This window comes from Bartonella sp. B35(2025) (genome assembly GCF_053794465.1).
This window is the reverse complement of sequence record NZ_CP200035.1, coordinates 1,348,940-1,368,087: the sequence shown is the minus strand read 5'-3', so window position 1 is coordinate 1,368,087 and position 19,148 is coordinate 1,348,940. Positions and strand designations below refer to the sequence as shown.

Annotated in this window: 16 protein-coding genes and 1 tRNA gene; 13 read left to right on the top strand and 4 right to left on the bottom strand. The window is 35.0% G+C overall.

Features of this window, described 5'->3' with window-relative positions:
• Window positions 1-12: 12 nt before the first annotated feature.
• Complete coding sequence (locus tag V4P56_RS05720; RefSeq protein ID WP_455481942.1) at window positions 13-813, bottom strand: lysophospholipid acyltransferase family protein; 801 nt, start codon at window positions 811-813, stop codon at window positions 13-15.
• Between the two features lie 446 nt (window positions 814-1,259).
• Between V4P56_RS05720 and V4P56_RS05715 the strand changes: the two genes are divergently transcribed.
• Window positions 1,260-1,385, top strand: a complete 126-nt coding sequence (locus tag V4P56_RS05715; protein WP_455481941.1) for a hypothetical protein — start codon at window positions 1,260-1,262, stop codon at window positions 1,383-1,385.
• Window positions 1,386-2,000: 615 nt separating this feature from the next.
• On the top strand, window positions 2,001-2,234 hold the full coding sequence (locus tag V4P56_RS05710) for a hypothetical protein (protein WP_455481940.1): 234 nt from the start codon (window positions 2,001-2,003) through the stop codon (window positions 2,232-2,234).
• 39 nt (window positions 2,235-2,273) lie between these two features.
• On the opposite strand, the gene V4P56_RS05705 is transcribed toward V4P56_RS05710, so the two are convergent.
• Window positions 2,274-2,348 (bottom strand) — tRNA-Gly (locus V4P56_RS05705).
• 204 nt (window positions 2,349-2,552) lie between these two features.
• Between V4P56_RS05705 and V4P56_RS05700 the strand changes: the two genes are divergently transcribed.
• From V4P56_RS05700 to V4P56_RS05675, 6 genes are all read left to right on the top strand, one after another.
• A complete protein-coding gene (locus tag V4P56_RS05700) occupies window positions 2,553-3,521 on the top strand; it encodes an ABC transporter substrate-binding protein (protein WP_455481939.1) in 969 nt (322 codons plus the stop codon).
• Window positions 3,522-3,575: 54 nt separating this feature from the next.
• Window positions 3,576-4,472: an ABC transporter permease gene (locus tag V4P56_RS05695; RefSeq protein WP_455481938.1), complete on the top strand. Its 897-nt coding sequence runs from the start codon at window positions 3,576-3,578 to the stop codon at window positions 4,470-4,472.
• Window positions 4,465-5,259, top strand: a complete 795-nt coding sequence (locus V4P56_RS05690) for an ABC transporter ATP-binding protein (protein WP_455481937.1) — start codon at window positions 4,465-4,467, stop codon at window positions 5,257-5,259. The genes V4P56_RS05695 and V4P56_RS05690 overlap by 8 nt, the downstream gene beginning before the upstream one ends.
• Before the next feature lie 4 nt (window positions 5,260-5,263).
• A complete protein-coding gene (gene holA / locus V4P56_RS05685; protein ID WP_455481936.1) occupies window positions 5,264-6,307 on the top strand; it encodes a DNA polymerase III subunit delta in 1,044 nt (347 codons plus the stop codon).
• Between the two features lie 574 nt (window positions 6,308-6,881).
• A complete protein-coding gene (locus V4P56_RS05680) occupies window positions 6,882-7,811 on the top strand; it encodes a prephenate/arogenate dehydrogenase family protein (RefSeq protein ID WP_455481935.1) in 930 nt (309 codons plus the stop codon).
• A gap of 1,016 nt (window positions 7,812-8,827) precedes the next feature.
• Entirely contained in the window at window positions 8,828-9,682 is an 855-nt protein-coding gene (locus V4P56_RS05675; RefSeq protein ID WP_455481934.1) for a YihY/virulence factor BrkB family protein, read from the top strand.
• A 433-nt stretch (window positions 9,683-10,115) separates the two neighbouring features.
• On the opposite strand, the gene V4P56_RS05670 is transcribed toward V4P56_RS05675, so the two are convergent.
• Window positions 10,116-10,814, bottom strand: coding sequence for a TlpA family protein disulfide reductase (locus V4P56_RS05670; protein WP_455481933.1), 699 nt, complete (start codon window positions 10,812-10,814; stop codon window positions 10,116-10,118).
• 31 nt (window positions 10,815-10,845) lie between these two features.
• Here V4P56_RS05670 and argH point away from each other — a divergent pair, with 31 nt between their 5' ends.
• The 5 genes from argH to V4P56_RS05645 all read left to right on the top strand — a co-directional run bounded on the left by argH (window position 10,846) and on the right by V4P56_RS05645 (window position 17,327).
• Complete coding sequence (gene argH, locus V4P56_RS05665) at window positions 10,846-12,246, top strand: argininosuccinate lyase (protein ID WP_455481932.1); 1,401 nt, start codon at window positions 10,846-10,848, stop codon at window positions 12,244-12,246.
• A gap of 59 nt (window positions 12,247-12,305) precedes the next feature.
• Window positions 12,306-12,485 (top strand): hypothetical protein, encoded by a 180-nt coding sequence (locus V4P56_RS05660; protein ID WP_455481931.1) that lies wholly within the window; start codon window positions 12,306-12,308, stop codon window positions 12,483-12,485.
• 8 nt (window positions 12,486-12,493) lie between these two features.
• Window positions 12,494-13,768, top strand: a complete 1,275-nt coding sequence (gene lysA / locus V4P56_RS05655; RefSeq protein ID WP_455481930.1) for a diaminopimelate decarboxylase — start codon at window positions 12,494-12,496, stop codon at window positions 13,766-13,768.
• A 116-nt stretch (window positions 13,769-13,884) separates the two neighbouring features.
• Entirely contained in the window at window positions 13,885-16,308 is a 2,424-nt protein-coding gene (locus tag V4P56_RS05650; RefSeq protein WP_455482674.1) for a TIGR02302 family protein, read from the top strand.
• A gap of 257 nt (window positions 16,309-16,565) precedes the next feature.
• Window positions 16,566-17,327: a class I SAM-dependent methyltransferase gene (locus V4P56_RS05645; RefSeq protein WP_455481929.1), complete on the top strand. Its 762-nt coding sequence runs from the start codon at window positions 16,566-16,568 to the stop codon at window positions 17,325-17,327.
• A gap of 1,291 nt (window positions 17,328-18,618) precedes the next feature.
• On the opposite strand, the gene V4P56_RS05640 is transcribed toward V4P56_RS05645, so the two are convergent.
• Window positions 18,619-19,053, bottom strand: coding sequence for an EVE domain-containing protein (locus tag V4P56_RS05640; RefSeq protein ID WP_455481928.1), 435 nt, complete (start codon window positions 19,051-19,053; stop codon window positions 18,619-18,621).
• Window positions 19,054-19,148: the final 95 nt, after the last annotated feature.

Below are 19,148 nucleotides of genomic sequence, written 5' to 3'. Positions count from 1 at the left end.
ACCAGTTCATTCTCAATGATAACCAAGTATTTGTAATCGTTTAATTGCAGAGGAAGGCATAGGGGGAGGAACAGAATCTTGAGCTGCTAATAAGAGCAATTCATCACAGGCTTTTTCTGTTTTTTGTATGAGTGTATTTAAAAAATCATGTTTATTTAAACCAGCTTCGATAGGAGGAAGAATACGAACACGAATTGTTCCTGGATAGCGACGAAAATCATTACGTGGCCAATATAAACCAGCATTGTGGGCAATGGGAACAACTGGAAGTTTTAATTCATTATAGAGAGCGATAATCCCTGGTTTATAATTGGGTTCATGACCGGGTTGTTGGCGGGTTCCTTCAGGAAAGATTAGGATTTGGCGTCCTTGTTTTACTTTTTGTTTTGCCTTTTGTACTATGGTTTTAAGAGCTTTAATGGGGGTTGTTCGATTGATCGGAATAATTTGTGTTTTTGCCATATACCATCCAAAAAGGGGGATCCATGTTAATTCACGTTTTAAAATAAGAACGGGATCATCGAAATAGGGAATAAGACTAAATGTCTCCCACGCAGATTGGTGTTTAGGCGCAATAATGTAAGCCCCATTTGGTAGATTTTCTATACCTTCAATTTCATAATTGGTGCCAGCAATGTATTTTTGCAAAAACAATGTAACACGTGCCCATATTTTAGGTACGATCCATGCCTTTTTTCGTGGCATTAAAAAATAGAAAGGTGCATAAAGAATCATTTGTACAAAGGTTGCTGTATAAAAAGCGAGTGTAAAAAGAAGAGAACGAAAGATAAGCACTATATTTTTCCGTTTCATATTTGCACAAGAAAATCCATGTATAATGCAATTTATATGAAAATCATACCTTATTTATATGTTTTCAAAAATTTTAAAATATAAAAGATAGATTTAATGATACCATAAATTAGTAGATAAGAATTTTTGATTTTAGAAATTTATCTATTCACTGGTATTGATATTCTTCTGGTATGGCTGAAATACAAGTAGGTTTGGAATTTTTTCGGTAATCAAAACTTATGGTATGAGTGTAGCTATAGTTGTGGTTACACCAAAACACATAAAGTGTGTGTATTTTTTATGTGTTGGATGAATCTTTCATTGTTGATCAAATTAATTTAGTTTTTTAAAATATTTACATTGATGTAATAAAAATTGGTATGATAAAAAATGCCTAATTTGCTTAGGTTATTGCAGAATGTTTAGCTTACCATCAGGCTTATTTTATCGTCTTTGATTCAGTTATGGTGCTAAAAAGTAACAATGCTTTTTTTAAGCCTGTTATAATTGAAATTATTTGTGATATTCTTATATCAGCTTTGATAGCAATAAATCTGCTTGAGGCAGCTATGTTGGGGCATAAAGGATAATGATTATTAAACACTACGTATCAGTATAACGCACTACTTTTCGTGTTGAAACTAGCTGCAATGCGTGGTTTAATTATTTTAAAATAAAAGCACTATTACAGGGCGCTATTAAAATATGTTTACTGCTGTTAGTAGGGATTATCAGTGAACATTTAAATTAATCATACTTTATGGTATGCCATAATCGGTCAAACACCTTATTTCATTTTAATTTACCTTATAAATACACTAAATTAACAGAACCATTTTTTATAAATAATTCCTGCTTAAATTTTGATAAATTATTTAAATGACATTGTATGTAACATGCAGCTTAAGTAAATTTGTTAACTTAAATTAATTTGGTCAATATATTAATAGATAAAAATAATGACTGTAAATAAAGTATCTGAAATTAATTATAATATTATCAAATAGTTAAGTGGTATGATTCATTTTACTTACAGAGCAAATGTCAGTACTACAATGGTCCAATTTTATAAGGAGGGGAAATAAATTACTCCTAAAAGGATAGAGTTCATTTTAGATTATGCCAAAAAACATGATGTTGATTTACATGAAAGTGACTTTTACGATGACACGAAAATAAAGCAGAATTGTTTACCAACAACTCCAGTGCCAACTGAAGAAGATAAACAATGTGTAAGAAAGATTCTTGAGGGGGTTACAAATAGAAAACTGTACCAATCATTTTATGAATTTGGTTGTGCTATTTTTGCAGAAAAAAATAATACCGAAATATCAACCGGATTAAAGCAGCAACTTCAAGATGACGAGATGACAAGTTACATCCGTGAAAAAAATGAATTAGTGCAAAATAAGGTAGCAAACTACAACAGCAAAACCTAGTAGCAAACTACATTGAGATAGATAAGAGTATAAAATTCATGGAGCGGGCGATGGGATTCGAACCCACGACCCCAACCTTGGCAAGGTTGTGCTCTACCCCTGAGCTACACCCGCTCATACATTTGAAGCATGTTCTAATTCAAACGCTATGTGTATGGCGCAGGTTCTTTTGAATTGCAACAAAAAAATAACATTTCGGTATGTATTTATTTTTTCAATGTCAAACAGAGCGGAAATAGAAATAAAGATTGATTTTAATCTTAAAAGTATTTTAAGATGAAATCTTTTTGGTATTCATTATAGAGAGGGAGATTAGTGATGTCAAAAAGAACAGCGATCTTGTATATCGCTGTAGCAGCTATTTTTGCAATGGGTAATTTTGCAACAGCAGCAGATAAAGTTAAAATAGCTATTACGCAGATTATGGCGAATCCTGCTGCAGATGCGGTACGCAAAGGGGTAGAGGATGTACTTATAAGAAATGGTTATAAAGATGGTGAAAATTGCGAGATCACTTTTTTATCAGCACAGGGCAATATTGCTACGGCAATGCAGATTGCGCGTAAATTTGTTGGTGAAAAACCTGATGTAATTGTTGCTATTACCACGCCTTCAGCACAAACAGTTTCTGCAGCAACAAAAACAATACCTATTGTTTTTGGTTCAATTTCTGATCCTATTGGAGCAAAAGTAGTACATTCACTTACGAAGCCAGGTGGCAATGTAACTGGTACCTCTGAACGCATAGATATTGCAGAGAGTATTAGACTTTTGTGGGAAGTGAAACCAAATTTGAAAAAACTTGGTTACCTTTATAATGCTTCTGAGGCTAATTCTGTTTCAACGCTTAAGGTGTTAAAAGATGAAGCGAGCAAAGCTGGAATTGAAATTATTGCTTCATCAGCGACTAAATCCTCTGATGTTCAAGCAGCGGCGCGAGCTTTAACTAGTAAAGTAGATATAATTTTTATTCCCAGTGATAATACAATTATTGCTACTTTAGAAGGAGTAGCAAAAGTTGCACAAGAAACAAACACTCTTTTATTTTCTGTTGATATTGATAGTATTGGACGAGGTCCTTTTATGGCGCAAGGTATAAGTTTCTACAATATAGGGCTTGATACTGGAGAATTAGTTGTGCGCGTTTTGAACGGTGAAAAACCTGGCGATATTGATATAGTGCAGGTGGCTAATCATGATATCGGAATTGATGTGGAAGTAGCTAAAAAAGCTGGCATTGTTATTCCACAGGCAGTACTCGAACGTGCAGTAAAGGTTATTCAATAGGCACTTCTATCTATATAATAGAGTATTTTAAGTTTTTATGAAGAGGGACGCTAGATGAATATATTTGCGTTTTCTGGTGCTGTAGAGTTAGGTCTTATTTATGCATTTGTTACAATAGGGGTTTATCTCTCGTTTCGTGTTTTAGATTTTCCTGATTTAACTGTCGACGGTTCATTTCTTCTTGGATCATGTGTTTGTGGCGTCTTGATTCTTTTGGGATTTAATGCGTGGACTGCTATGACATGTGCCTTTTGTGCTGGTATGGTAGCCGGTTTGTTGACAGCTTTACTGAATTTACATTTTGGTATTTTAAACCTTTTAGCTTCGATTTTAATGATGTCAGCGCTTTATACAATTAATCTTCGTGTTATGGGGGTTATGGGAGGATCTAATGTTAATTTAGCGTATGCTGATACGGTGCTTACTCCTTTTTATCAGCTGTTTGGTTTGCCAGATATATTTGTACGCCCTCTTTTCGTTGGCTCTTTGTTGTTAGTTATAGCGTTTTTTATTTGGCGCTTTTTGGAGAGTGAAATTGGTCTTGCTATGCGAGCAATGGGAGTTAATCCACGTATGGCAACAGCGCAAGGGATTCATACATCAGCATTGATTTATTTTGGTATGGGTCTCTCAAATGCATGTGTTGCACTTGGAGGTTCTCTTTATATTCAAACTGCGATTGCCACGGATATTACAGGTGGAATTGGTACTATCGTTTTTGGTTTGGCTGCAGTTATTATTGGTGAAACTTTATTTCGTACACGCAATATTTTTTGGATTATTGTTAGCTGTATTGTAGGATCTGTGCTTTACCGCGTTGCTGTACAATTTGCGTTTGAAACAAATGGAATTGGTATTGATACGTCGACAGATCTTCAATTAATTACGGCACTTTTGGTTATTGCAATCCTTATTATACCACGCTATTGGGGGAGGCGCAGACATGATTGAGTTTTCCCACGTTGGAGTTACTTTTAAACCTCAAACACCTTTGGAAAAAAAGGCTTTAATTGATATTAACCTTAAAATTGATCAAGGTAGCTTTGTTACCATTATTGGTTCAAATGGAGCTGGTAAATCGACTTTACTAAGTACTTTAGCTGGTACATTGCTTCCTACAGAAGGAAAAGTGATAATTAATGGGCAAGATGTTTCTCGACAATCGATAAGTAAGCGAGCTGGAAAAGTCGCTTGTGTTTTTCAAGATTCATTAATAGGAAGCTGTGGTTCTTTAACAATTGAAGAAAATTTGGCTATCGCAGCTCTCCGTGGAAGCCGCTATGGTTTACGGTCAGCTTTAAACCATGAGAGACGACAATTTTTTCAAGATAAAATTGCTCAGTTAGGTCTTGGTCTTGAGGAGTGTATTCATAATCCAATGGATAGTTTATCAGGTGGGCAACGTCAAGCAGTTTGTCTTATTATGGCTACTTTAGCGCATGCAGATGTTTTATTGCTTGATGAGCATACTTCCGCATTGGATCCAGGAATGGCTAATTTTGTGATGCAGTTGACCGAAAAAATTATTGAAGAGAAAAAATTAACCGCTATTATGGTGACACATTCTATGCGGCAAGCTCTTGATTATGGTGATCGTACGCTGATGTTGCACGGGGGGAGGGTTATTTTAGACGTATGTCAAGAAAAACGTGAAGGGTTGGATGTGAGCGATCTGATAGGTATGTTTCAAAAGATTCGTGGCGAAATTCTTGATGATGATGAACTCTTAATGGATTAATGTTTTGGCTCAGAAAAAAGCGCATGAAGTTGATCAATTTCTAACGTGCTTTTCGCGTGCTTTTCCTATTGTCCTTATTTATGGGCCTGATCGTGGTCTTGTTTATGAGCGTGTACGGCGCTTTATTAAGCTAACAAAAATAGCTGTAGAAGATCCTTTTTCAACTGTTCGTTTGGATGCAGATGAGATTGATAAAGATCCTGCACGCTTGGGAGATGAAGTGAATACTTTATCGCTTTTTGGTAAAGATCGTTTGGTATGGATTTTTAACTGCACTAATCAAAAAAAATTTCTTGCAGCACTTAAACCTTTAATAAAACAACCATCAAAAACAAGTTTTATTTTAATTGAGGCAGGGGATTTAAAAAAAGGTACAGGGCTGCGCAATGCTATTGAGACAGCATCGACAGCAATGGCTTTGCCTTGTTTTGCGGATGATACTCATTCTCTTGATATGTTAATTAATAAAGTCTTGGATCATTTTAGTATGACCATTTCTTTGGATGCGCGCAAATGGTTGCTCCATAATTTGGGAGGGGATCATCTTGTTTCGTATAGTGAATTGGAAAAGCTTTGCCTTTATGTCTTAGAGAAGACACATATTACTCTTGAAGATGTGAAAGCTGTGGTTAGTGATGTCAGTGCGCTTTCTCAAGATGAAGTGATTGATGCTGTTTTACTAGGAAATGTGGTGGAATTTGAAGTGCGTTTTAGCCGGCATGTAGCTGTACAAAGCACACTTTTTTTCATTTTGAATACTGCACAAAGGCAATTTCAGCAATTACAGCTTTTGCGCTATCAGGTAGATGTTGAAGGTAAAAGTGTTTTTACAGCAATCTCTCAAGCGCAGCCACCGATTTTTTTTCAGCGGAAAAAAATAGTTGAACGTGCTTTAAAATATTGGGGAATGGAACAAATTTCTTATGCAATGGAGCGAATCCAAAATGCTGTTTTAGATAGTCGTAAAAATCCACTTTTAGGTGAAGCTATCACCCGTCAAGTTTTACTGGGATTAGCAATTGTTGCACGTCGCCAAATGGCCTCTTAAAATATTTAGCCATGTATACATTTATCGCTTTAGATGAAGATATTTAAAGTATTATTTGTTATCAGTCAAATTGCTGAAAAGAGAGAAATGGTTTTGGAATTATTGTATATTTTTTCATAAAATTATTTAGCTGAATTTTCAAAACTAAAAAAGAACATACTAATTATCACAGACATGAAATATTGATTGGTATAAATTTGTCAGGTTTTGCAAATTAAGACATAGGAGAGTCTCATAAAACTGCAAAGATTTTCTTTTGATGAAATATCGTCTTTTGTATAGATTTACTAGCGTTGCTGATCAGGAATTTATGGTTGAGATAACTGTTTATTATGTACAGTCGAGAGTGTTTAATCAATGAATTGATAGCCTTAGAGCGATATGTTACATTTTCTGTTATCAATTTTGCTAATATATTTTTCAGATAAAAGTGATTTATTGGCAGCTTGTGCAGGTGATTTTAGTATACGCGGAGTTTATTATTTTTCATGGTTTTCAAGATACTTAGCGCGTAATTATCCGATTATTATTATCAAGGACTAACTGTAGTTGCATGTTATTTTAAAGGTAAAAAATGTCTCGTATTCGGTTTGAGAAAATAGCACTGATTGGAATCGGTTTAATTGGTTCTTCTTTAGCAAGGGTTATTAAAAAGAAAGATCTTGCAAATCAAATTGCTATTGCTTCTCGTAGTCGAGAAACACTAAAAAGAGCTAGTGAATTAGAACTTGGGGATTTTTATACAACTGACAATGCAGAAGCTGTTGACGGGGCAGATTTAGTTATTATTGCTGTTCCTGTTGGAGCTAGTGCAGAGGTGGCAAAAACCATTCGTGATCGCTTAAAGCCTGAGGCAATTGTAAGTGATGTTGGTTCTACAAAGGCATTAGTGATTGCGGAAATGGTATCTTTATTGCCAAAATCGGTTCATTTTATTCCAGGTCATCCAATTGCTGGAACTGAATGTTCTGGGCCAGATGCTGGATTTTCTGATTTATTTATGAATCGCTGGTGTATTTTAACCCCTTTTGCTGAAAGTGATGCCACTGCTGTAGAAAAATTGACTGCTTTTTGGGAAGTTTGTGGTGCACGTGTTGAGAAAATGGATCCTAAGCATCATGATCTTGTTTTAGCTGTTGTCTCGCATTTGCCGCATTTGATCGCGTATAATATTGTTGGGACAGCTAGTGATTTAGAAAAAGTAACTAATTCAGAAGTAATTGCTTATTCAGCTTCAGGTTTTCGTGATTTTACTCGTTTGGCATCTTCTGACCCCATTATGTGGCGAGATATTTGTCTGCATAATAAAGATGCTATTTTAGAAATGTTGGGTCGTTTTAATGAAGGTCTTGCATTTTTAGAACAAGCAATTCGTCATGGAGATGGGGAAGCGCTGTTTAATTTTTTTACACATACGCGAGCAATACGGCGCAGCATTATTGCTGCTGGGCAGGAAATTGATGTACCTGATTTTGGACGCCATGCAGTTCTTAAAAAGAATTAAAAATTTTTAACCTTTTCATCTTAGTTGAGTGATGAAGTTTATTTGTGAATGTGTATTATCTTTTTGTGCAAAACTAATTTTTAGAAATAATAAGAGGGTTAGCACAAGGATGAATTTGCTATGTTATATGTACAATGACAGTCGTTGTTTTGTTATGAATAATGGTGACGCTAAAAGCTGCAGTAGACATATATTAATTTTATATATGCTATATTTTTTTATTGATTCTCCGAGGAATATGTTAAAAATTCCCACATGAAAAATTAAATAATAATGTGCATAAATCATAATGCATACCTGATACCTAGTATCTAAACGTTATTACGTCGAGTGCGGTTGATCTATACAATACTTGTGTTGCCAGGGAAAGACAACTGACTTCTACGGCATTTTTTTAATCCTTTGATTTCTATTTTAGTGTTTAAAAACATCTGACGTAACGTAAAGTTTATGATAGAAAAAAGCTAGAGATATAACGCTACGTCTTGATGGTATAATAACAAAAATTATAATAGAGCTCATTGTTCAGCTCATAGAGATAAAAATATCAGCCTTTCGATTAGATTTCAAACGATGGCAAATTGCTCATATATCGTCATGCAGATTGTGATTTCTAGGACATTATCCATGCCATTAATATATGTAATATCCAAACACATCACAATATAGCTAAACAAGTTAATTACGAAAATAAAAGCGACAAATATGCAAAGCAAATATAAGATGAAGCTCTCTCTATGAATAATACCCCAGCTAAACTCTATTTATTTTTAAAATTTATATACACGGCATTATAAAGTGATTATGCTGTGATCTTAAACAGTTAGGACCATTTATGAGATTTATTTATCCATCTTTTGTAGTTTAGTACAAATTGATTTTGCTTAAGCTTCCCATTTTCGTTTTTAAAATGTAGCCACCTTTTATCCAGAAAGTCCTTCATTTATTAAGTATAAATAATCTCTTTATAAATTACAGATAATTTAGAGGAAAATACCATAAGAAAGTATTAAATTTTGATAGGAAATACATTTAGGTATAGTTATCTTATTTTTGTTAATGCAATGAGCCATTATTTTCGTGGTAACGGGAATGTTTTTGCGAGTCATGTTGCCCTTTCGGGACTTTTATCGTTTTTTCCTTTTTTTATTTTTGGAACCTCTCTTGCTGGTTTTCTTGAGGTTTTTACGTATACACCACAAAAGATTAAAGCACTTGTACAACTATTACCGGATGCAATTGCAGAGCCCTTATCTCAAGAAATTGTCAATGTTTTAACTACTCAGCGTGGAGGGGTTTTGACACTTTCTGTCATTGGAGCAGCTTATTTTGCTTCCAATGGGGTAGAGGCTTTGCGGACAGCTCTAAATCAGGCTTATCGTGTTGTTGACCACCGTAGTTTATTTTTCTGTCGTTTTCAAAGTTTGTTTTTCGTAATCATTGGGGCAATAAGTCTTGTTGTGATTAGCTTTTTATTGATTTTGGCACCTTTACTAATAAAAATTATGCAAAATCATTCTTTTTTTTCGACTGAATATATTTTTATGATTCGTTTGTGGCGTTATATGCTTGCTGTGGTTATTTTATTTATAGGGCTTTTTATTGTTCATAAATGGTTGCCAGCAGGACGGCGGAGATTGATAGATATTTTACCAGGAATTGTGGTGACAATATTTATTTGGTTTTTAGCTTCGATTGCTTTTTCTCAATATTTGACAATGTTTAATTATGCTTCCACTTATGCGGGGTTAGCTTCTATTATGGTTGCCATTATTTTTCTTTATATGTTGAGTGCGATTTTTATTTTTGGAGGTGAAATAAATGCAGCGATTATATTTTATCATAATCGTTCGCAATATGTGGATGAATGAAAGCCCTTTTTATTGATGCTAATATCTATTCTGTGAAGTCTATTTTATTACGAGCTATTATTAGCTCACAATTATAGTAATAGATCACTTTATTATCTGTTATAGATTTAGAAAGATTACTTCTTTTTGAGGAACTTAACTGTACGATAATGAAGGTACAAATTATGTACATAAGGCTAATATTATTATCATAAGTGATATCTCTTTGGAGGCATAGCTTGTGAGAGCTGGTGGGGATTGTTTTGCACTGATAGATTATATTTTTGATGTGAGCTTAACCGATGAAGCTTTGACGATACGTAATTTGATAGAGAATTTTTAGGAAGAAAATCATACAAGTGAATCTCGTCCTTTTTTTTACAAAGGCCATTTTATTTTTCTATTGATCCTAAATTTAACCATCCAGTGCCTAAAAAGGTGGTTGGTTATAAAGCTATTTAGTTTCTTTAATGACAGCTTTTATAAGTGCTTTGGCGTCGTCACTGGCCCATGGGGCAGCGCCATTAAAGGAAGCAATGAGATTACCATCTTTATCGATCAAATATGTGGTCGGTAATCCTATAGCCATCCCTTGTTTTCTCATATTTTTAAAAATGCCCATTGTTTTATCGCGATAATAAACCAAATTATCCGCATGGACGTTATGTAAAAATTGCTGAATTTTTTCAATAGAAGCTGTATTATCGATATTAATAGCTATGATATCAAAAGTGTCTCCTCCCATTTCACGCTTTAATTGTGCTAGTTCTGGCATTTCTTCGCGACATGGCGTACACCAAATGGCCCATAAATGGATAAGAATTGGTTTGCCATTAAATTCACTGAGTTTATGTTCTTTTTCTTGAGCATCTTTAAAAGAAAGATGGTTTATATTATAGGGTATATCGGCGAATTGGATATGGGTAAAGAAGCCTTTTGCTGCTTTTTTGATCGCCATTATTTTTTCTGATTTTGGTTTGTTGGTATTTGTTTCTTGTGCTTTTGCAGCTGAAATAACATTAAAAAAGAAAGACTCTTTTTTATTATAGTTGTTTGTTATTGCGTATAAACTTAAGGCAATGATAAAAGACGCAATGAGGAATTGTGCTTTGTTATTATTATTTTTTTGGTTAGTAAAAATTTGAGGTATCATAGTTTTGTCCTTTTAATGGGTATTTTAGCATATGACAGATGAGAAATTAAAGAACCCAATGTGGGGTAGCCGGTTTGCAGCAGGGTCTGCTGCAATTATGGAAGAAATTAATGCCTCAATTGATTTTGATAAAAAACTTTATCGGCAAGATATTGAAGGTTCACTTTCTCATGTAGCGATGTTAGCGCAAACAAAGATTATTTCACAATCAGATTATGAAAAAATTGTTCATGGCTTAAAACTTATTCGTCAAGAAATTGAAGATGGCACATTCACTTTTTCACGAAAACTTGAAGATATTCATATGAATATTGAAGCACGGCTGAGTGAATTGATTGGTTCTGTTGCAGGACGTTTGCATACGGCACGCTCACGCAATGATCAAGTTGCTGTTGATTTTCGTTTGTGGGTGCGGGAAGCAACGCAGAAAATAGCACAAGCTTTAAAAGGATTGATGGAGCAATTACTTATTCAAGCAGAACAACACGTTGATACTTTTATACCAGGCTTTACACATTTGCAAATTGCACAACCGGTTACCTTTGGTCATCATATGATGGCTTATGTTGAGATGTTTGGTCGGGATTTATCTCGGATGCGTGATGCAGTTGAGCGAATGAATGAGTCGCCTTTAGGGGCAGCAGCTTTAGCTGGGACAAGCTTTCCAATTGATCGTTTTATGACAGCAAAAGCGTTAGGTTTTCGTGAACCAACACGTAATTCGATTGATAGTGTTTCAGATCGTGATTTTGCATTAGAATTTTTAAGTGCTGGTGCTATTTGTGCATTGCATCTTTCGCGCTTAGCTGAAGAAATAGTCCTTTGGTCAAGTGCACAATTTCGTTTTATTTATTTATCAGATGCTTTTTCAACGGGTTCATCTATTATGCCACAGAAGAGAAATCCTGATGCTGCGGAACTTGTGCGCGCTAAAATGGGACGGATAAATGGTGCATTGATTGGACTGTTAACCGTGATGAAAGGATTACCCCTTGCCTATTCAAAAGATATGCAAGAGGATAAGGAATATGTGTTTGATGGAGCTTGGAGTTTAGAATTATCACTAACAGCAATGACAGGGATTATTAGTGATCTTAAAGTCAATAAAGAGGCTATGAAACAAGCAGCTGATTCTGATTATGCAACTGCAACGGATTTTGCTGATTGGCTGGTACGTGAATTAGGACTTCCTTTTCGTGAAGCACACCATATTACTGGGCGCGCTGTGGCATTGGCAGAAAGCAAACAATGTGCTTTAAATGATTTATTATTGGATGAACTTCAAACAATATGTCCAGATATTAATGCAACACTTTTTGATGTTTTGACGGTTGAAAAATCAGTTAAAAGCCGTAAAAGTTTTGGGGGCACAGCACCTTCAGAAGTACTTTATCAAATTGCCTATTGGAAGAAACGCCTTATAACCGCTTAAGTGATTTTATTTTAAATTCAGAAAAATAAAGAAAACATCGATAAAAAGGAAAAAGGCGTATGAAGATCATTTTAAAGAATTTAAAATTTGTTCTTTTGGTGAATATCGTTATTGTTGGGTGTGGGCGTAAAGGGGCATTAGAATTGCCTTCTTCAATAGGAGTGAACCCTTCACAGGGAGTATTTATTTCCCAGAATAAAGCAGATAAACCTTTTATTTTAGATTGGTTGATACAGTAGGGGTTTTTATGAGTTTTTTTTCTTATCATCAGGGTGTATTCCACGCTGAAGATCTTTCACTTTTGGAACTTGCACAGAATATTAGGACACCTTTTTACTGTTATTCAGCCAGTGCGATCGTTGCACATTTTAAAAATTATCAGAATGTATTTCGAGATATGCCAAGTTTTATTGCTTATGCGGTTAAGGCTAATTCTAATCAAGCGGTTTTACGGCTTTTAGCGAACAATGGAGCAGGAGCTGATGTGGTTTCAGAGGGTGAATTGCGGCGTACACTTGCTGCTGGTATTCCTGCTCATCGTATTGTTTATTCTGGCGTAGGTAAAATGATTGAAGAGATAGATTTTGCTCTTGCGCACGATATTTATTGTTTTAATGTTGAATCAGAGCCAGAACTCGAACAATTATCGGCGCGTGCTGTTGCGCTTTCGAAAACAGCACGTGTTTCTTTGCGCATTAATCCGGATATAGATGCAAAGACCCATAAGAAAATTACAACAGGTAAATCCGAGAATAAATTTGGTATTCCATTATTGTCAGCATTGGATGTGTATAAAAAAGCGGCTCAATTGCCTGGTATTCATGTTTGTGGTGTTGATATGCATATTGGTAGTCAAATTTGTGATTTAAAACCGTTTGAAGATGCATTTCTTATTATTGCAAATTTTGTACGTCAATTGCAAAGTGATGGTTATGCGATAACCCATACTGATATTGGGGGTGGGCTTGGTATTTCTTATCACCATGAGCAATATCGGGTGCCTTCACTTTTTGATTATGCAGCACTGGTAAAGAAATATATTGAGCCTTTAGGGGTTAATATCATTATAGAGCCTGGACGCAGTATTATTGGTGAAGCCGGCGTATTGGTGACATCTGTTGTGTACTTAAAAAGGGGAAAAGAGCGAAATTTTGTTATTGTTGATGCAGCAATGAATGATTTTATCCGTCCAACACTTTATGATGCGTATCAAAATATCATGCCTGTAAAGAAAATACCGGTAGGTACTCCGCTGATCAAGACAGATATTGTTGGGCCTGTGTGTGAAACTGGTGATTATTTAGGATTGGATCGTTTTCTGCCGGTGTTGGAAGCAGGTGATCTTTTGGCAATTACTGAAGCGGGTGCTTATGGTGCAGTGATGGCGAGCACTTATAATAGTCGGCTTTTGGTGCCAGAAGTTTTGGTTAAAAATGAATGTTATGAGATTATTCGTCCGCGTTCTGATTATGCACGATTGATTGGTTTGGATTGTATTCCAGATTGGATTGATAGTTGTTAAATACCCATTACAATATATTTACTAAAATTTGCTGCAATAAATTTTTTTCTGAAAATTACTTCATATATGTTTTATAATCCTCGTTCACCGCTATAAAGAAGGACGAATGTTTGTCTATGAGAAATGAAAACATAAAAGGTTTTGTAATAATAAAGCTTTTGTGTATGCGCATTCTGGCTTGGTGCATTTTATTTTTTGAACGAATATGGCTGCGGTTATTACTATTTTTTATGATTCTCAATCTTTTCTGTTCGCTCAGTTGGTTTGGTATTTTTGGACTTCTGGATTATTGGTCACATTTATTGTTACTTGGACTTTTTCTTTTTTTTGCTGTAGGGAGTTTATTCTTTCTTTTTGGCTTTCGCTTTCCCACGATTAAAGATATTGATCATCATATTGAACAGGCAAGTGGTCTTAAAAATCAGCCTTTAAGTGTTCAAACGGATCGTTTATGCTGTAAAGATGATGAAGGTTTTTGTGCGGTTATTTGGCATGAACATCAACGTAGGATGGCACAAAAATTGCATCATTTGCAAATTAGATTGGTCTATCCTAATATTGCTGCCTATGATCCTATGGCTTTTAGAGCTTTATTTATTTTGCTTTGTGTGTGTTCTTTTAGTTTTTCTTTTGGCTCTTTGGGGGGGAGATTATCAGATGCGTTTGATCTGCGTCCTATGGTTGATGAGACGTCAATACGAATTGATGCTTGGGTAACACCACCTGCTTATACAGGCGTTGCACCTATTTATTTGACTCAAGGTGAGATAAAATGGCTTGCAGTTCCTGAAGGAAGTAACATAGTGGTACGCGTTGTTAATGGTACTGGCGTTACAGTAAAAGCGATATCTGAAGAAGATACACAAGAAGTTTTATTTTCCAAGAAAAAAGAAAAAACGGTTTCGAATGATTCAATCATCCATTTTGAAACATGCTTAGAACGTTCAATGAATTTGTTTATATCATCGCGCCATAACCAACAACAGTGGCATTTGCAGATGATTAAGGATCAGCCTCCAACAATCCGTTGGCTGGAAAAACCAGGACGAATTTTAGCTGGTGCATTAGAGCTGCAGTATGAAATGGATGATGATTATGGTGTTACAAAGGCTTTTGTTGAAATAGAATCTCTTCTTGATCGGTATAAAAATGCTACTTCTCTTTATAAAGCACCTGAAATACAGCTTCTTTTGGCCCGAAATGGAAAGGGTAAAATGCGGATGGTGCAGGATATATCAAGCCATCCATGGGCTGGTTCGGAAGTAAAAATTACTTTAATAGCAGAAGATGGTGCTGGACAGCAGGGTCGTAGTAAAACTTTTGTCATGACATTACCACAGCGTACTTTTTCGAATTCTGTTGCTCGTGCGGTGAATGAATTACGTCGTTTATTGGCTCTTGATACTTCTGCGAAAGAGCGTGTCCTTAATATGCTTTCTGCTTTACTTGTGCGCCCAGAAGATGGTCTTCAAAATACAATACATTTTCTTGTTTTACAGAGCGCATGGACAAGGCTTTTTATTGCAGAAACAGAGGATCAGTTGCGTGATGTGGTTGATTATTTATGGCAGATTGCTTTGGGTATTGAAGGTGATCAGCTTGAATCTGTTCAAAAAAATTTAAAACAAGCTCAAGCTGCTTTGCGTGATGCACTACGCTATGGCGCTCCAACTTCAGAAATTGAACGACTTATGGCTGATTTACGCCAAGCTATGAATGATTATATTCAGACTTTGACTGAAAAAGCACAAGACAATAGTAATTCTAGCAATCCCACTGTTTCTGAGGATACATTGCAAAAAAAGCTAAATTTAATTGAAGAAATGGCTAAGATGGGTTCTTCTTTTTCAGCTGAACAGTTGTTAGCTGAAGTCGAACAGATTCTTGATCATTTACAGATTCAAAAAGGTCATCAAGGTGAGGACAGAAGCAATGGTCAAACAGGGCAGATGAAAAAAAAGATTGATCAGCTTAGTGATTTAATGCGTCGTCAGCAAGAAATTCTTAATGATACACATCAGTTAGAAATGAGACAACGACAAGGGGAAAATGTGCCAAAAAAGCAAAGCGAATCTTTAAAAAAACGTCAGGCTGAGTTGCAATCTGAGTTATCAGTGTTGGAAAAAGAATTGTCTGCACAAGGGTATGATCAGCATGATATGTTGAAAGAAGCAAAAGAGAAAATGAATTCTGCAGAGGCTTCTCTTGATCATGGAAATCATGAAATGTCTATACAAAATCAATTAGGTGCTTTAGAATCTTTAAAGCATGGAGCACAAAATGTTTTAAAAAAAATGCGTGAAGTGCTTGAAAAAGCAGGAGACAATCAAAATATTGCTCCTAGTCTTGAAGATCCATTAGGACGTCCACTTTCTTCAGAAATTGATAAAGGACAAGGACAAGAAGGTGTGGCTGTGCCACAGGAAAATGATCAAATACGCATGCGGCAAGTTTTAGAAGAAATTCGCAAACGTCTTAGCAGAGAGAATATTCCAGAATTAGAAAAAAACTATCTTGAAAGATTGCTTCACTTTAATTAATTATCGGCTCTTCCTTTTAATCAATATTAGAAAGAGTGCACTGGAAACTTTTATGGGATGTGACGTTAAAGATAAAATGTAATTAAAGTGTTTGTAAAGAGATTCTAGAAATATTCTATACTGCTTCTGGGGTCACTTTTATCTAAAATATAAGATATTAAAGTTTTTATCATTGCGAAGAAAAAACAAAAATCCATATAAGTGGGATATGTGGAAATTTGTGATGTCTAAAATTTGTTTCTATACGGTATGTTGAATTGGATATAGTCACACTTCGAGATTTTTACGCTTCTGCACTTGGTATGCGTGTGCAGGAGACACTGTGTAACCAGTTAAATTTGTGTTGGCCGGATCTTACTGGTAAACGAGTTATGGGTCTTGGTTATACGCTTCCTTATCTTTCTGTATTAAGTACACGTGCACAGCAATGTTTTGCTTTTATGCCTGCTGGTCAAGGTGCTTTGCCTTGGCCTTGTCCAGATAAGGTTGCCACAGCACTTGTTTTTGAAGAAGATTTACCGCTTCCTGATGCTTCGATTGATTGTATTTTATTGGTACATGCACTTGAATATACAGAAAATTCATTCGAAACATTGAATGAAATATGGCGTGTTTTAGTTCCCAATGGTTATTTGGTTGTTATTGTCCCTAATCGTTCCAGTTTTTGGGCACGTAATGGTTGTACACCCTTTGGCTACGGTGAACCTTATAGTCGGCAACAAATCACTCGTTTATTTGCAAAAACAAATTTTATTTCTGGGCCAGTACAGGAAATTATACATTATACACCCTCTTCAGGATATATTTCACGATTATTTTCATTTCTTTATGAGCCATTTGCACGTTATCTTTTGCCTTATTTTGGTGGACTCTTAATGTGCCAAGCTCGGAAACATATTTATCAAGGTTTGCTTGTGCAGCGCCGTCAATCTCGGCGTGTTTTTATTCCTGCACTATCACCACAAGCACGTGAGAGCACTCTTTTATCTTTGTCTAATTTTGCAAAGAAGAAAAATTAATGGGATCAAAATTATTTTTGAAGCAATAATAGTGGACAAAACTTAAAGATTAAAGTGATCCTCATCGTGATTTATAGTGAGAATTTATACTCTAAAAGAGTTTTAATGTATGGGTGAAATATTTTTGATTTTTGTTGTGATTCTAACTGTAGTTCACAATTCACGATTTTATTTCTGGTATGGTTAAAGATATTTAAGAACATCTTCCTTTTTCTGTTAAAAAAACTTTATTGTTGTATTAAGCAATGAGATGTTTTTATTCAAATTTAAAATCCAATGTGAAAAATTTTACCTTCATTTTACTCATACTGATATAATTAAGTATAGGTTTGCATCAACAGTGTCGCAAGCGAAGTTTTATCATATAGTTAGTATTGTTTACTTTAAAGCTTAAAAGAATGCTATTTAATCTGTTTCATAATTTAGGATTATGTAAATGAGAGTATGAAATCCTTAATTGTATAATTTTTAATGATTTTACGGTTATCAAAATTAAGAAATGTAATCTTAACAATATCTAGATAAGTATTTTGGGAGCTATTATAATTCTTGCTTTGATTATTTCACTTAGAAAATTTTAAATTCATGAAGAATTTAAAATTTTCTATTCAGGTTAGAGTACAGATTATCATTATTTTCAATGGTTAAAAGAGTTTAGCTGTTTATTTTTCCATTAGATATATTGATACGATGATTTTAGAGAGTAGTTTCATTAAAAATGAAATTTCATGCTAAGAAAATTAAGAAAAGAGTCTATAAAAAATAAATTTTTGTTACTTCTTTTTATGGTTATATAGCGACAGATAGGTAATTATGTACAGGGTATTTTGCATATTGGTCAGAATCATTTTTTGAGCCCTAGGATAAGCCGGTATTTACACCCAGTATTTCCGCTTTGGGTAAAGGGGATCGTGCACTGCTTCTGGAACATATGCGTTGTTTAGGCGATTTTATAGCAATTCCTATCATCCTTTTTCACGTTCTATATTGTTCTTTCATCGCATTTGAGTGCAAGATGTTTGGTGTAACGCGAGTGGGGATACTGATTATAGTCGCTTGATGTGTCTTCTTACCGTAAGAGTGATAAAGAAATGTACCATAAATATGGTCTTTATATAATTATCTTAGTTTTGGATTGGAACAGTATAGAATAGAAAATGGCAAAAAACAGTGCCATTTTTACGTATTTAGTGTAAAAAATTATACATCAATAGAAAGATGTACAGTGCTTTTTCACTGTGATATGGAACATCTTTCGCTGCACATTAGTTAACAGACAAAAATTATTATTTTAGCTTGAAAGTATTTCTACTTTAAGGGCACCCATTGAGCAAACCTCTTTCCACTCATCTTTTGTAACAGGTTGAACTGATAAGCGACTAGCTTTAACCAGTGCCATATTTTTTAGTTTGGGATTAGCTTTAATCTGTTTTAATGAGACAGGGGTTGGCATATCACAGATAGCACGGATATCTACACATTCCCAGCGTGGATCAGGCGTTGTGGAATCTGGGTGTACTTCAGCGCATACTTCTACAATGCCTACGATTTCTAATCCTTGATTTGAGTGATAAAAGAAGCCTTTATCACCATATTTCATAGCGCGCATATTGTTACGGGCTTGATAGTTACGTACACCATCCCATTGTTCGCCATTAGCACCTTTTTGCTTTTGCATATTCCATGACCATTTATGGGGTTCAGATTTAAAAAGCCAATAAGCCATGAGTTTTCCTCTTCATAGATTGTGTTATATTCACAAACTAAGAGTATTTTTATAGCACTATCAAGAATGATTTTGGATTTAGAATGATGTAAAGA

Bases quoted from the DNA above. Each gene is read 5' to 3' on its own strand.
- V4P56_RS05640 (WP_455481928.1), bottom strand. From the start codon at position 19,053: ATGGCTTATTGGCTTTTTAAATCTGAACCCCATAAATGGTCATGGAAT.
- V4P56_RS05715 (WP_455481941.1), top strand. From the start codon at position 1,260: ATGGTGCTAAAAAGTAACAATGCTTTTTTTAAGCCTGTTATAATTGAA.
- V4P56_RS05690 (WP_455481937.1), top strand. From the start codon at position 4,465: ATGATTGAGTTTTCCCACGTTGGAGTTACTTTTAAACCTCAAACACCT.
- argH (WP_455481932.1), top strand. From the start codon at position 10,846: ATGACAGATGAGAAATTAAAGAACCCAATGTGGGGTAGCCGGTTTGCA.
- V4P56_RS05720 (WP_455481942.1), bottom strand. From the start codon at position 813: ATGAAACGGAAAAATATAGTGCTTATCTTTCGTTCTCTTCTTTTTACA.
- V4P56_RS05660 (WP_455481931.1), top strand. From the start codon at position 12,306: ATGAAGATCATTTTAAAGAATTTAAAATTTGTTCTTTTGGTGAATATC.
- V4P56_RS05695 (WP_455481938.1), top strand. From the start codon at position 3,576: ATGAATATATTTGCGTTTTCTGGTGCTGTAGAGTTAGGTCTTATTTAT.
- lysA (WP_455481930.1), top strand. From the start codon at position 12,494: ATGAGTTTTTTTTCTTATCATCAGGGTGTATTCCACGCTGAAGATCTT.
- V4P56_RS05670 (WP_455481933.1), bottom strand. From the start codon at position 10,814: ATGATACCTCAAATTTTTACTAACCAAAAAAATAATAATAACAAAGCA.
- V4P56_RS05700 (WP_455481939.1), top strand. From the start codon at position 2,553: ATGTCAAAAAGAACAGCGATCTTGTATATCGCTGTAGCAGCTATTTTT.
- V4P56_RS05680 (WP_455481935.1), top strand. From the start codon at position 6,882: ATGTCTCGTATTCGGTTTGAGAAAATAGCACTGATTGGAATCGGTTTA.
- V4P56_RS05650 (WP_455482674.1), top strand. From the start codon at position 13,885: ATGAGAAATGAAAACATAAAAGGTTTTGTAATAATAAAGCTTTTGTGT.